Source organism: Allobosea sp. AAP35 (assembly GCF_001295925.1).
In the GTDB taxonomy this organism is placed as follows: Bacteria; Pseudomonadota; Alphaproteobacteria; order Rhizobiales; family Beijerinckiaceae; genus Allobosea.
The window spans coordinates 20786-33290 of the sequence record NZ_LJHQ01000080.1 but is presented as its reverse complement, the minus strand read 5'-3'; the positions used below and the strand labels follow the sequence as shown (position 1 = coordinate 33290).

The 12505-nt window shown below is 65.9% G+C and carries 16 protein-coding genes; 12 read left to right on the top strand and 4 right to left on the bottom strand.

Features of this window, described 5'->3' with window-relative positions; translation table 11 throughout:
• The coding region (locus tag IP69_RS22225) for a hypothetical protein (protein ID WP_210165953.1) at positions 1–344 on the top strand (344 nt) is incomplete at its 5' end.
• A gap of 118 nt (positions 345–462) precedes the next feature.
• On the opposite strand, the gene IP69_RS21190 is transcribed toward IP69_RS22225, so the two are convergent.
• The 4 genes from IP69_RS21190 to IP69_RS21175 all read right to left on the bottom strand — a co-directional run bounded on the left by IP69_RS21190 (position 463) and on the right by IP69_RS21175 (position 1829).
• The gene (locus IP69_RS21190) at positions 463–663 is read right to left on the bottom strand and encodes a hypothetical protein (RefSeq protein ID WP_054144815.1); all 201 of its coding nucleotides are present in this window, start codon (positions 661–663) and stop codon (positions 463–465) included.
• Complete coding sequence (locus IP69_RS21185; RefSeq protein ID WP_054144814.1) at positions 663–917, bottom strand: hypothetical protein; 255 nt, start codon at positions 915–917, stop codon at positions 663–665. The genes IP69_RS21190 and IP69_RS21185 overlap by 1 nt, the downstream gene beginning before the upstream one ends.
• Before the next feature lie 11 nt (positions 918–928).
• Entirely contained in the window at positions 929–1129 is a 201-nt protein-coding gene (locus tag IP69_RS21180; protein WP_248306929.1) for a DNA-binding protein, read from the bottom strand.
• A gap of 61 nt (positions 1130–1190) precedes the next feature.
• On the bottom strand, positions 1191–1829 hold the full coding sequence (locus IP69_RS21175; protein ID WP_054144812.1) for a hypothetical protein: 639 nt from the start codon (positions 1827–1829) through the stop codon (positions 1191–1193).
• Positions 1830–1961: 132 nt separating this feature from the next.
• On the opposite strand from IP69_RS21175, the gene IP69_RS21170 reads away from it, so the two are divergent.
• The 11 genes from IP69_RS21170 (at position 1962) to IP69_RS21120 (ending at position 12504) form a co-directional block, all read left to right on the top strand.
• Positions 1962–2315, top strand: a complete 354-nt coding sequence (locus tag IP69_RS21170; RefSeq protein ID WP_054144811.1) for a hypothetical protein — start codon at positions 1962–1964, stop codon at positions 2313–2315.
• A 27-nt stretch (positions 2316–2342) separates the two neighbouring features.
• Positions 2343–2771: a hypothetical protein gene (locus tag IP69_RS21165; RefSeq protein WP_054144810.1), complete on the top strand. Its 429-nt coding sequence runs from the start codon at positions 2343–2345 to the stop codon at positions 2769–2771.
• A 181-nt stretch (positions 2772–2952) separates the two neighbouring features.
• Positions 2953–4077, top strand: coding sequence for a zinc-dependent alcohol dehydrogenase family protein (locus IP69_RS21160; RefSeq protein WP_054144809.1), 1125 nt, complete (start codon positions 2953–2955; stop codon positions 4075–4077).
• A gap of 145 nt (positions 4078–4222) precedes the next feature.
• Entirely contained in the window at positions 4223–5902 is a 1680-nt protein-coding gene (gene ggt, locus IP69_RS21155; RefSeq protein WP_054144808.1) for a gamma-glutamyltransferase, read from the top strand.
• Between the two features lie 14 nt (positions 5903–5916).
• The gene (locus tag IP69_RS21150; protein WP_054144807.1) at positions 5917–6882 is read left to right on the top strand and encodes a 2-hydroxyacid dehydrogenase; all 966 of its coding nucleotides are present in this window, start codon (positions 5917–5919) and stop codon (positions 6880–6882) included.
• Between the two features lie 122 nt (positions 6883–7004).
• Positions 7005–8672, top strand: a complete 1668-nt coding sequence (ccoN, locus tag IP69_RS21145; protein ID WP_054144806.1) for a cytochrome-c oxidase, cbb3-type subunit I — start codon at positions 7005–7007, stop codon at positions 8670–8672.
• 12 nt (positions 8673–8684) lie between these two features.
• Positions 8685–9449: a cytochrome-c oxidase, cbb3-type subunit II gene (gene ccoO / locus IP69_RS21140; RefSeq protein ID WP_054144805.1), complete on the top strand. Its 765-nt coding sequence runs from the start codon at positions 8685–8687 to the stop codon at positions 9447–9449.
• A gap of 11 nt (positions 9450–9460) precedes the next feature.
• A complete protein-coding gene (locus IP69_RS21135) occupies positions 9461–9616 on the top strand; it encodes a cbb3-type cytochrome c oxidase subunit 3 (protein WP_054144804.1) in 156 nt (51 codons plus the stop codon).
• A gap of 2 nt (positions 9617–9618) precedes the next feature.
• Positions 9619–10503, top strand: coding sequence for a cytochrome-c oxidase, cbb3-type subunit III (gene ccoP, locus IP69_RS21130; RefSeq protein WP_054144803.1), 885 nt, complete (start codon positions 9619–9621; stop codon positions 10501–10503).
• A 1-nt stretch (position 10504) separates the two neighbouring features.
• The gene (ccoG, locus tag IP69_RS21125; RefSeq protein WP_054144802.1) at positions 10505–11947 is read left to right on the top strand and encodes a cytochrome c oxidase accessory protein CcoG; all 1443 of its coding nucleotides are present in this window, start codon (positions 10505–10507) and stop codon (positions 11945–11947) included.
• Between the two features lie 35 nt (positions 11948–11982).
• Positions 11983–12504, top strand: a complete 522-nt coding sequence (locus tag IP69_RS21120; RefSeq protein ID WP_197279994.1) for a FixH family protein — start codon at positions 11983–11985, stop codon at positions 12502–12504.
• Position 12505: the final 1 nt, after the last annotated feature.

Below are 12505 nucleotides of genomic sequence, written 5' to 3'. Positions count from 1 at the left end.
ACCAGCGCGGCCAGGCCCTCCGCTCCCTTGCGGAAGTCGACCGGCTTCGTTGCGATCATGACGCGGACCGCGCCGGTCGGGCCGATCACGAGCCACCCTTCAACGCGCCGATCACCGCGGCAATCGTCTTGGGGCTCGCACCGGTTCCGACACGCACCACGACGCCGTCAATCTCGATCTCGATCCGGCCGCTCGGCCTGCTTGCGGCGGCGGCTCACGCGGCACCGCCTTCGAAAATCACCACCCGCCAGAGTTCGGCGCGGATGGCGCATTCGACCGCGCGCGCCTCGTCGATGATCACCGGCTCGGGAATCCCGCGCCGGCGCATCGTCTCCATCTGCTGATTGAGAAGGCGCTGCAGGTGCGCCTCGCCCTTATCCTGGCGCATCTCGCACATCCGGCGAGCATGGCGCCGGATGAACTCGCGGTTACGGACCCTGGGGAAGGGAACGATGCGTGCGCTCATAGCTTCACCTCCCTGACGTGTCGGCGCTCTGCGGCAATGACGACGGCCTGGACCAGACTGTCGTCTCGGGTCCGATCGGTCGCGGCCGCGATGATGTTTAGCGGCGTCGGCAAGATGCCGGCGCGGCGCAGATCGGCGAGAACCTCGTCGAGCATGACGGTCGCCTCTCGCCTGTCGAGGCGGAGACTGGCGGCCATTACGCAGCCCAAATCGCAGGCAGTTCCGAGCCGACCCGGGCCTCGGCATCATTGAGGCAGGCCCAAAGGCCCTCGATCACCACCGACATCGCATCGGCATCTTTGCGATCGTCCAGGCTGTCGGCCAGTCGCTCCAGTACGTGAGCGAAGCACTTGGCCCGCCCGATCTCGCACTTCGCCAGCAACAGCGCCTCTGACACAGGGCGCTGCACGGGCCGCATGGTGGCGGCAGCCGCCTTGGTTTTCTTGTTCATGGCGCCCTCCCCTATGCCGCTTCCTGGCGCTCGATCCATTTCAGGATCGAAGAGCGACGAGCGCAGATGGTCGAGCCCATCCGGAAGGTCGGGAGGCCGAGCTTGTCGACCGCATGGTAGATGCGGCGCGTGCTCGTCTCGTAGGCGGAGCCGTAAATGAAGAGCGAGATCGCCTTCGCCCCGTGCAGCAGGTCATCGGACAGTGAAGGCAAGGCTTCGCCGCTCGCGCCCGACGGGCGCGTTGCAGTGGTCGTTATGATGGTAGTCTCCTAGCTAGATCGCCAGGACTTTGCCCACGGCGATCAAGGTTCTATGGGATATGGAAACTTCGTCCACACGATCGGATAAAGGTTGAGATGCCGGACCGCTGATAAAGAAACCGCCTTGCTCTATTTCTTCATGGATCGGCTTTTCATCTTCGTTGTCTGGATAGTCTATGCACGTAACGCTGAAGCTGACACTTGGATAAGGTCGCCGCCATTCAATCGTCATCCGCATGCGATCATCGAGGAAGAATTCTTCTAAGATCGACTTCGGCTGAAAAATCGGCGTTGCGAGCAATATCAGATCCTCGAGAACCCTCGCTAACTCTGCCCCTTCAGCAAAAATTGATTTGAACGGGTCATCCCGAGCATCCTCTAATTCGTCGTCGACAAGCCACTTTTGCCGCTTCCAGCGTAGCCCGCAGTAGTCTTTCAAAGTTCTCGCGACGTCTTTAGCCAATGCACTTGCATTGACCGCGATTAGGAGGTGTGCGGCGTCGCGCGGTGTCATCCTCGCAGCGCCAGGGCCGTACGAGCCTTGCGAGATGTACCCAGCTTCCCTGGCATACCGAGCGATCAGTTTAACCGCCCCCTCGTCTAGCCCTTCAATCTCGGCAATCGCGCTGACCAGTTTTCCGATCGAGGCCATGAAATCTCCGCGACAACGTGCGTATAACGCACGTTTGTTTGTGCTGCAACAAAAAAATGAACGAACCGTGTGGAAAAAACACGATGAGTGTGAGATGACGTAATCAGTACCTTCAAGCGGAATCAAAAACAGATGGCCTCGATCCGCAAGCGTACCCTACCTAGTGGCCGCGTCGCTTGGCTCGTCGACTATCTCGACGCCGCCGGGAAGCGTTGGGCAAAGCAGTTCGGGACGAAGCGCGAAGCCGACGCTTGGTCGGTGCAAGCCCGGTCTGAGGTGGCGGCAGGCACCCACACCCATGACCGGGACTCTATCACCGTTGAGAAAGCCGGCGACCTGTGGATAACCCGCTGCGAGGCCGAGGGCCTGGAGCGCACCACGATCCGCGGCTACCGCCAGCATCTCGATCTCCACATCGTGCCGCGCATCGGCGCGACGAAGCTCTCCCGCTTGACCGCGCCGGCCGTCGCCGCCTTCCGTGATTAACTCACCGCGGACGGCCGCTCGGCTGCAATGGTCAAGCGCGTGCTCGGCTCGCTCTCATCTCTGGTCGCAGAGGCGCAGCGGAAGGGGCTCGTCGCGGCGAACCATGTGAAGGCCGGCGGCCGGACAAAGCGCGGCAAGCGCGATCAGTCCCATATCGAGATGCCGACGCGCGACGAGTTGAAAGCGATGCTCGCCGCCACCACCGACAAGACGCGCCCTCTGATCATGGTCGCGCTGCTCTGCGGCCTTCGCGGCTCTGAGCTTCGCGGGCTGCTCTGGTCTCTCGAACCAGCCGTCACCCGCGCTGGCAAGCCCTGTAGTCCCAAGCTGAGGCCTGCTGTTGCCCATGCGGGGCTCCTTCAAACGGAACCCTGTCTCGGGCGTCTCGCGCTCGTCATCGCAGGCCTTCTCGTCTGGAGGCGGCCTTACGGCATGACGGTCTTGTCCGACAATTGAATGGTCTTGTCTCTCACGGTGTCGTGGACCAGCGGCACATCCGCGTCACCCTGGTGCGCCAAGCTGTCCGATCGCGACGGCACAGGCTTTGACAGGCTGCGGCTTTTGCGTCCCGATGGCAGCGGAAGGCGACGCAGGACTTACGCCAGCATCACCAGCATCGTCGAGGAGAAAGCCCCTCATGAAGATCCGCGCCGCCGTCCTCAATGCCAGTCCGGTCCAGGCTCCGTTCGCACAGAGCCGCCCGCTGTCGATCGAGGAGGTCGATCTCGCGCCGCCCGGTCCCGGCGAGGTTCTGGTCAGGGTCAGGGCTGCGGGGCTGTGCCATTCCGATCTGTCGGTGATCGACGGCAACCGGCTGCGGCCAGTGCCGATGGTGCTCGGCCACGAGGCGGCGGGCGAGGTCATCGAGACGGGCGCGGGCGTCGATGACCTGAGGCCGGGCGACCGTGTGGTCATGGTGTTCGTGCCGTCCTGCGGCCATTGCGCGCCCTGCAGCGAAGGCCGCCCCGCGCTCTGCGAACCGGGCAATGCGGCCAATGGCGCCGGCGAACTGCTCGGCGGCGGGCGGCGGCTGTCTGTCGATGGCAAAGCGGTGCATCACCATATCGGCGTCTCCGCCTTTGCCGAATATGCCGTCATCTCGCGGCGCTCCCTCGTGAAGCTCGAGGCGGACATTCACCATGAGATCGCGGCCCTGTTCGGCTGCGCCGTGCTGACCGGCGTCGGCGCCGCCGTCAACACGGCCAAAATCCGCGCCGGCGAGACGGTGGCTGTGGTGGGGCTTGGTGGGGTGGGCCTGAGCGCGCTGCTGGGGGCGGCGGCCTGCGGCGCCTCGCGCATCATCGCGGTCGATCTCTCGGACGAGAAACTCGCCATCGCCCGCGACCTCGGCGCGACCGACTGCTTCAATGCCGGTGCGCCCGATGTCGTCGAGGCGATCCGCGCCGCGACCAAAGGCGGCGTCGATCACGGTCTCGAAATGGCCGGCTCGGTCAAGGCGCTCGACCTCGCCTATCAGATCACGCGGCGCGGCGGCACCACCACCACGGCGGGCCTCGCCAACGCCTCCCATACGCTGTCGCTCTCGCCGACGCGCCTGGTCGCCGAGGAGCGCACGCTCAAGGGGTCCTATGTCGGCTCCTGCATCCCGATGCGCGACATCCCCCGCTTCGTCGATCTCTATCTGCGCGGCAAGCTGGCGGTGGACAAGCTGATGACCAGCCAAAGCGGGCTCGACGGCATCAATGAAGGCTTCGACGCGCTCAATGAAGGCCGTACCATCCGCCACATCATCATGATGTGAGGCAAGGCCGTCATCGCGACCCGTCACGGCGCGGCTGCGGGCGCGCCTCGACCTGACGCGGGCGCGGCATGCCGCAACAGCCCTCCCCCACAGCGCAGGAACCGGCGATGATGAAACCCGCCCCCCTCCCTGGAAGCCATCGCTCATGAACGCCGCCGCCGCCCAAACCTCGCGCGCCACACCCTTCACCTGCGAGAAGAGGCCGGCGACCGGTACGCGCGGCATGGTCGTGACCAACCATCCGCTCGCCTCGGCCGCAGGCTCCCAGATGCTGCTGGCGGGCGGCAATGCGGTCGATGCGGCGGTGGCGGCGCTGTTTGCGCTGACCGTCGTCGAGCCGATGATGGTCGGCATTCTCGGCGGCGGGCTCGCCCATATCCGCATGGCCGATGGCCGCCATGTCGTGCTCGACAATCTCTCGACCGCGCCCTCGCGCGCCACGCCTGACATGTATAACTGCCTCTCCGACGAAATCGGCCGGCAGCGCGACGTGCGTGACCGGGAGAATGTCGTCGGCGCCAGGGCCGTCGCGGTGCCCGGCGCGCTGGCCGGCTGGTGCCAGGCGCTTGCCCGCTTCGGCACGCTGCCGCTGGCCGAGGTGTTGCAGCCGGCCATAGGGCTCGCCGAGCGCGGCTTCACGGTGACGCCCTATCTCTCCAACTGCATCGCCGACAACGTCGCCGATCTTTCGCGCGATGCAGGCCTCTCGGCGCTGTTTTTGCGCGGTGGCCAGGCGCTGCCATCGGGCACGCGGCTCACCCAAAGCGATTATGCCAGAAGCCTGCGCCTGATCGCCGAGACGGGCCCCGCCGCGCTGTATGACGGGCCGCTCGGCCAAGCTCTAACGGCGTTCATGGCCACCCATGGCGGCTTGATCGGCCAGGATGACCTCGCCGCCTACAGGGTCGAGACGCGCGAGCCCATTCGCGGGCAGTATCGCGGCCACGAAATCCTCGGACCGCCGCCGCCAGCCTCCTCGGGCGTCCACATCGCGCAGATGCTCAACATCCTCGAAGGCTACGACATTGGCGCACTCGGCTTCGGCTCGCCCGACGGCCTTCATCTCCTGGCCGAGGCGCTCAAGATCGCCTTCGCCGACCGCGCGGTCGCAACCGCCGACCCCGCCTTCGTCGCGGTCCCCGTCGCCCGGCTGATAGACAAGGCCTATGCGGACGAGCGTCGTGCCCTGATCGACATGGCGAAGGCGCAAAGCTGGACGACGGGGCTCGGCGGCGGCGAATCGGCCGACACCACCCATGTCACGGTGGCCGATACCGATGGCAATGTCGTCACCGCGACGCAGACCATCAACGGCCTGTTCGGCGCCTGCACCCAGATCCCCGGCACGGGGATGCTGACCAACAACTACATGTTCAACTTCGATCCACATCCCGGCCGCGCGCTTTCGATCGCGCCCGGCAAGCGCGTCTTCACCTCGATGGCGCCGATGATCGTGCTCAAGGACGGCCAGCTTGCCTTCGCCCTCGGCCTGCCCGGCGCGCTGCGCATCTTCCCCTCGGCGCTGCAGGCGATCGTCAACCTGATCGACCACGGCATGAGCCTGCAGGAGGCCGTGGAGGCGCCGCGGATCTGGACGGAGGGCGGCGTGCTCGAACTGGAGGAGGCCTTTCCCGAGACCGTCGCCGAGGCGCTGCGCGCGCGCGGCCACCGCATCGTCCGGATGCCGCGGATCGCCGGCGGCATGAACGCGATCCGCTTCAACGCGGACGGCACGCTGACCGGCGCCGCCTGCTGGCGCGCCGACGGCACACCCGTCGCGATCTCGGGCGGTCTCGCCCGCGCGGGCGCCCGCTTCACGATCTGACAACGGACAGCCCGATGACCGAAACCATCGTCCTCCTCGACATGATCACCCCCGAACGCGCCGCCAAGCTTCGTGCTCTGCTGCCGCCGGGCTTCGCGCTGACCCATGGCGCCGCGCGCGGCGACGCGCATATGAAAGAGATCATCGCCGAGGCGGACTATGCCATCGCCGGCCAGGTCGCGGTGCCGGGCGAACTGCTGCGGGCGGCAAGGAAGCTGAAACTGCTGCACAAATGGGGCGTCGGCTACGACAACATCGATATCCAAACCGCGCGAGAGCTCGGCATCAAGGTGGCCCGGACCACCGGCAGCAATGCGCTTCCCGTCGCCGAATTCACGCTGGGGCTGATGCTGTCGGCGTTGCGCTTCATCGCCTTCAGCCATGCCGCGCTGAAGCAGGGCCATTGGAGCACGGGACATCTGCCGGGCGACACCTTCATGCTGTCTGGCAAGACGGTCGGGCTCGTCGGCTTCGGCGCAATCGGCCAGAATGTCGCGAAACTGCTCAAGGGCTTCGGCTGCACGATCCTCTACACCAAGCGCCAGCCGCTCGCCGCCGCCGAGGAGGCCGCGCTTGGCGTGTCTTACGCCACCATGGACGCGATCCTGGCCCGTTCCGACATCGTCTCCCTGCATTGCCCGCTGACGCCGGAAACCACGGGCCTGATCGATGCCCGTGCTCTGTCTGCGATGAAGCAGACCGCGATCCTGGTCAATGTCGCGCGCGGCGGCGTCGTCAATGAGGCCGATCTCGTCACGGCCCTGCGCAGCCGCGTCATCGCCGGCGCGGCGATGGACGTCTTCGCCACCGAACCCCTGCCCGCCGACAGCGCGCTGCTGAGCCTCGACAATCTCGTCGTCACGCCCCATCTCGCGGCGATGGCAGCCGACAACTTTGCCCCGACCGTGGCGCGGATGTTTGCCAATATCGAGCATGTCTCGCGCGGCGAGCCTTTGCCGGCCCGTGACGTCGTCGTCTGAGGCTGCGACACCCCGTACCCGGCCCACCTTGATATTGATCAAAGCTGGCAGTCCCCGGCCCCTCTAAGCCTCGCTCCAGATAGCGTGCGCGAACAGCGCCGCAAGGTGAGCAGGGGCTGGGCATGGCGACGACGGGCAATCCGATCAGACAGGCGACGACGGGCGAGATTGCGGGCATCGTGCTCGCGGCGATCGCCTTCCTGGGGCTGCTGCTGATCGCGGCCAAGACCGATCACGGCGCCTATGCCTTCCATGCCATGGTCGGCATGGCCGCGGCGCTGGGCACGGTCTTCCTGATCGGCAACCGCTGCTTCAAGGCCGGGACGGGCCCCGCGCCGCAGGAGATCGACGGCCGGCCCAATTACAACATGGACCCGGTCAAGTTCGGCACCATCGCCTCGCTGTTCTGGGGCATCGCCGGTTTCACGGTCGGCCTGATCATCGCGCTGCAGCTCGCCTATCCGGCCCTGAATCTCGATCTGCCCTGGACCAATTTCGGGCGCCTGCGCGCCTTGCACACCTCGGCGGTGATCTTCGCCTTCGGCGGCAACGTCCTGATCGCGACCTCCTTTTACGTCGTCCAGCGCACCTCGCGCGCCCGTCTTGCGGGCGATCTTTCGCCCTGGTTCGTGGTACTCGGCTACAACCTCTTCATCGTCATCGCCGGCACGGGCTACCTGCTCGGCGTCAGCCAGGCCAAGGAATACGCCGAGCCGGAATGGTATGCCGATCTTTGGCTGACCATCGTCTGGGTGGTCTATCTGCTGGTCTTCCTGATGACGCTGGCGAAGCGCAAGGAACCTCACATCTATGTGGCGAACTGGTTCTATCTCGCCTTCATCGTCACCATCGCCGTCCTGCACATCGGCAACAACCTCGCCATCCCGGTCTCGATCCTCTCGCCGAAATCCTACATCGTCTGGTCGGGCGTTCAGGATGCGATGTTCCAGTGGTGGTACGGCCATAACGCGGTCGGCTTCTTCCTCACCGCCGGCTTCCTCGCGATCATGTATTACTTCGTGCCCAAGCGCGCGAACCGGCCGGTCTACAGCTACCGGCTCTCGATCATCCATTTCTGGGCGCTGATCTTCATCTATATCTGGGCGGGCCCCCACCACCTGCACTACACCGCTTTGCCCGATTGGGCGCAGACGCTGGGCATGACCTTCTCGATCATGCTCTGGATGCCCTCCTGGGGCGGCATGATCAACGGAATCATGACCCTCTCGGGCGCCTGGGACAAGCTGCGCACCGACCCCGTGCTGCGCCTGATGGTCGTCTCGCTCGCCTTCTACGGCATGTCGACCTTTGAGGGCCCGCTGATGTCGATCAAGGCGGTCAACTCGCTGTCTCACTACACCGACTGGACCATCGGCCACGTCCATTCCGGCGCGCTCGGCTGGGTCGCCTACATCTCCTTCGGCGCGATCTACTGCCTGGTCCCCTGGCTCTGGAACCGCAAGGAGCTGTATTCGCTCAAGCTGGTGAACTGGCACTTCTGGATCTCGACGCTCGGCATCGTGCTCTACATCTCGGCGATGTGGGTCTCGGGCATCCTCCAGGGTCTGATGTGGCGGGCCTACACCTCGCTCGGCTTCCTCGAATACTCCTTCATCGAGACGGTCGCCGCGATGCACCCGTTCTATGTCATCCGCGCGCTCGGCGGCGCGCTCTTCCTGGCCGGCGCGCTGATCATGGTCTTCAACGTCTGGATGACCATCCGCAGCGGCGAGCCCGAGAGCGCCCAGGACCGTACCCCCCTGCAGCCCAGCCTCGTGCCGGCCGAGTAAGGATTGCCACTCATGACGAGCATCGAACACAAGGCCCCGCGCAAGTCGCTCTGGGCCAAGCACAAGATCTTCGAGACCAACTCCATCGTCCTGCTCATCGGCGTGCTGCTGGTGATCTCGGTCGGTGGGCTGGTCGAGATCGCGCCGCTCTTCTACCTGAAGAACACGATCGAGAAGGTCGAGGGAATGCGCCCCTATTCCCCGCTCGAACTCGCTGGCCGCGGCATCTATGTCCGCGAGGGCTGCTACAACTGCCACAGCCAGATGATCCGGCCGCTGCGCGACGAGATCGAGCGCTACGGCCACTACTCGCTCGCCGCCGAGAGCATGTATGACAAGCCCTTCCAATGGGGCTCCAAGCGCACGGGGCCGGACCTCGCCCGCGTCGGCGGCAAGTATTCCGACGAGTGGCAGCGCGCCCATCTCGCCGATCCGCGCTCGCTGGTGCCGCAGTCGATCATGCCGGGCTATCCTTTCCTGGCCAGGACCGAACTGAAGTTCAACGACATCGCCGACGAGCTGCGCGCCAATCGTGGCGGCGGCGTGCCCTACACCGACGAGATGATCGCCCAGGCGGCGACCGACCTGCGCGCCCAGGCGACGCCCGAGCACCCCAAGGCCGGCGAGCTCGAGGCCCGCTATCCCAAGGCCCAGGCCCGCGATTTCGACGGCGACCCGGCCCGCATCACCGAAGCCGACGCGCTCATCGCCTATCTTCAGGTGCTGGGCACGCTCGTCGACTTCAAGCTCTACGACGACAAAGCCAACATCCGCTGAGCGAGGTCATCATGGACACCACATACCAATGGCTGGCGCGCTTCGCGCAGTCGGCCGGCCTCCTCTACTTCGTCGGCATCTTTCTCGCCGTCTGCGTCTACGCCTTCTGGCCGTCGAACAAGGCCCGGTTCGAAGAGGCTGCTCGCACCCCGCTGCAGGACGACTGAACATGGCTGAGCATCAGGACAACCACGAGGTGGACGCCCATACCGGCGTGTCCACGACCGGCCATGAATGGGACGGCATTCGCGAACTCAACACGCCGCTGCCGCGCTGGTGGCTCGGCATCTTCTACGCGACCATCGTCTGGTCGGTGGGCTACTGGGTGGTCTACCCGGCCTGGCCCATGATCACCGGCGCCACACAGGGCGTGATCGGCTATGCCTCGCGCATCGAGATCGCCAAGGATCTCGCTCTGCTCCAGCAGCACCGCGCCACCCAGTCGAGCGGTCTCGCGGAAGCCTCGCTCGAGCAGATCAAGGCCGATCCCTCGCTCTTCCGCATCGCGATGGCGCAGGGCAAGGCCGCCTTCGGCGACAATTGCGCCGCCTGCCACGGCGTCGGCGGCGCCGGCTCCAAGGGCTATCCGAACCTGAACGACGACGATTGGCTCTGGGGCGGCACGCTCGACCAGATCCATCTGACGCTCCAGCACGGCATCCGCGTCGCCGGCAACAACGACACCCGCCTCAGCCAGATGCCGGCCTTCGGCAAGGACGGCCTGCTCAAGCCGGCCGAAATCCGCGCCGTGGCCAACCATGTCCGGGAGATCGCCGGCCTGCCGACCGAACCCAAGGCCGACCTTGCCAGCGGGCGCGAACTCTTCGCAACCAACTGCGCCGCCTGCCATGGCGACGCCGGCAAGGGCAATCTCGAGCTCGGCGCCCCCAACCTGTCGGACGCGATCTCGCTCTACGGCATGGATCTGGCCTCACTGACCGAGACCATCACCAACAGCCGCGCCGGCGTGATGCCGGCCTGGGGCCCGCGCCTCGACCCGACAACCGTGAAGGCGCTGACGGTCTACGTCCATTCGCTCGGAGGGGGCCAGTAACATGGCCTCCCAGGAGACCGACCTTGGCGACCTGCCGCTCTTCGCGGCGACGAAGAAGGTCTATCCGCAAAGCGTGTCGGGCCCCTACCGGCGCGCCAAATGGATCATCCTCGCGCTTTGCCTCGGCGTCTACTATCTGCTGCCCTTCCTGCGTTGGGACCGCGGGCCCAACCTGCCCGACCAGGCGGTCCTGCTCGATCTCGCCAATGCGCGCTTCTACTTCTTCTTCATCGAGATCTGGCCGCAGGAGGTTTACTACTTCACCGGCCTGCTGATCATCGCGGCCTTCGTGCTGTTCATGATGAACGCGGTGGCCGGCCGGGTCTGGTGCGGCTATCTCTGTCCGCAGACGGTCTGGACCGATCTGTTCCTGGTGGTCGAACGTTTCTTTGAAGGCGACCGGCGCGAGCGCATCAAGCTAGACGAAGGCCCATGGACCGCCAACAAGGTCTGGCGCAAGAGCGCCAAGCACTTCGTCTGGCTGATGATCGCCTGGTGGACTGGCGGTGCCTGGGTGCTCTACTTCGCCGACGCGCCGACGCTGGTGCGCGACCTGGCGACGCTGCAGGCGCCGTTCACAGCCTATGCCTTCATCGCGATCCTGACCTTCACGACCTATGCGCTCGCCGGCATCATGCGCGAGCAGGTCTGCAACTATATGTGCCCCTGGCCGCGCATCCAGGCCGCGCTCACCGACGACGACGCTCTCAACGTAACCTATCGCTACGACCGCGGCGATCCGCGTGTCTCGCTGCGGCAGGCCGAGCGGCTGCGCGCCCAGGGCGAACCCGCGGGCGACTGCATCGACTGCCGCCAATGTGTCGCCGTCTGCCCGACCGGCATCGACATCCGCGACGGCGCCCAGCTCGACTGCATCCAGTGCGGCCTGTGCATCGACGCCTGCGACAACGTCATGGAAAAGATCAGCCGCCCCAAGGGGCTGATCGCCTACGACACCGACGACAACGTCAAGCGGCGCATCGCCGGCGAGAAGCCGATCTACAATCCGCTGCGCCTGCGCACGATGATCTATGCCGCGCTGATCCTCGTGGTCGGCGGCGCCATGGTCTACCAGCTGGCGACGCGCCGGACCGTCGAGATGTCGGTCCTGCATGACCGCGCACCGCTCTTCGTCCTGCTCAGCGACGGCTCGATCCGCAACGCCTACACCATCCGCATCCTGAACAAGCGGCCCGACGAGCGCCCCGTCGCGCTCACGGTCCATGGCTTGCCGGGCCTGCGCCTCGAGGCCGTCGGCGTGACGGCCACCGCCGATCTGCGGCCGATCGTGTCCGTCCCGCCCGATACCTCGCGCGAGGTCCGGGTCTTGGTCACGCTTCCGGCCGGCAGCCATCCCGAGAAGACCCAGACGATCACCTTCACCGCCTCCGATCTCTTCGCCGGCGAGACCGTGACCGCGACCGACCATTTCATCGCACCCTGAGGGGGCAACCCATGTCCTGCTGTGGAGCCTTCATCATGCCCATCGATCTGACAGCGCCCGCGCCGCGCCAAGCCAAGCCCTTCCGCCTCACCGGCCGCATGGTGCTCGCCGGCATGATCGGGTTTTTCCTGGTCGTCGCGGGCGTCAACGCCGTGATGATGACCATCGCGATCCGCACCATGCCGGGCGTCGACGTGAAGAGCGCCTATGAGACGAGCCAGCGCTTCAACGGCGAGATCGCCCGCATGCATGCGCAGGTGCAGCGCGGCTGGCAGGCGAGCGCCCAACTTCGCCGCTCCGGGACGGACGCCGTGGTGAGCCTGTCGCTGCGCGACAGCGCGGGTGCGCCCGTGGCTGGCCTTCTCGTCGAGGCGCGGCTGGAACACCCCGCCGCCCGACGCGAGGATCATGCGGCGTCGCTCAGCGAAGGCGCGGCCGGCGACTACGCCGCCACCATCCCGGCGGTTCACAGCGGCGGCTGGACGCTGGTCGTTCAGGCCATGCAGGGCACGGAGACGGTCTTCGTCTCGCGCAGCCGCGTCGTGCTGAAGGACTAAA

What these genes read in the sequence shown, in the direction of transcription:
- ccoN (WP_054144806.1), top strand. Translation starts at nt 7,005, where the DNA reads ATGGCGACGACGGGCAATCCGATCAGACAGGCGACGACGGGCGAGATT.
- IP69_RS21190 (WP_054144815.1), bottom strand. Translation starts at nt 663, where the DNA reads ATGGCCGCCAGTCTCCGCCTCGACAGGCGAGAGGCGACCGTCATGCTC.
- ccoO (WP_054144805.1), top strand. Translation starts at nt 8,685, where the DNA reads ATGACGAGCATCGAACACAAGGCCCCGCGCAAGTCGCTCTGGGCCAAG.
- IP69_RS21160 (WP_054144809.1), top strand. Translation starts at nt 2,953, where the DNA reads ATGAAGATCCGCGCCGCCGTCCTCAATGCCAGTCCGGTCCAGGCTCCG.
- IP69_RS21150 (WP_054144807.1), top strand. Translation starts at nt 5,917, where the DNA reads ATGACCGAAACCATCGTCCTCCTCGACATGATCACCCCCGAACGCGCC.
- IP69_RS21135 (WP_054144804.1), top strand. Translation starts at nt 9,461, where the DNA reads ATGGACACCACATACCAATGGCTGGCGCGCTTCGCGCAGTCGGCCGGC.
- IP69_RS21185 (WP_054144814.1), bottom strand. Translation starts at nt 917, where the DNA reads ATGAACAAGAAAACCAAGGCGGCTGCCGCCACCATGCGGCCCGTGCAG.
- IP69_RS21120 (WP_197279994.1), top strand. Translation starts at nt 11,983, where the DNA reads ATGCCCATCGATCTGACAGCGCCCGCGCCGCGCCAAGCCAAGCCCTTC.
- IP69_RS21175 (WP_054144812.1), bottom strand. Translation starts at nt 1,829, where the DNA reads ATGGCCTCGATCGGAAAACTGGTCAGCGCGATTGCCGAGATTGAAGGG.
- ccoP (WP_054144803.1), top strand. Translation starts at nt 9,619, where the DNA reads ATGGCTGAGCATCAGGACAACCACGAGGTGGACGCCCATACCGGCGTG.
- IP69_RS21170 (WP_054144811.1), top strand. Translation starts at nt 1,962, where the DNA reads ATGGCCTCGATCCGCAAGCGTACCCTACCTAGTGGCCGCGTCGCTTGG.
- ccoG (WP_054144802.1), top strand. Translation starts at nt 10,505, where the DNA reads ATGGCCTCCCAGGAGACCGACCTTGGCGACCTGCCGCTCTTCGCGGCG.
- ggt (WP_054144808.1), top strand. Translation starts at nt 4,223, where the DNA reads ATGAACGCCGCCGCCGCCCAAACCTCGCGCGCCACACCCTTCACCTGC.
- IP69_RS21165 (WP_054144810.1), top strand. Translation starts at nt 2,343, where the DNA reads ATGGTCAAGCGCGTGCTCGGCTCGCTCTCATCTCTGGTCGCAGAGGCG.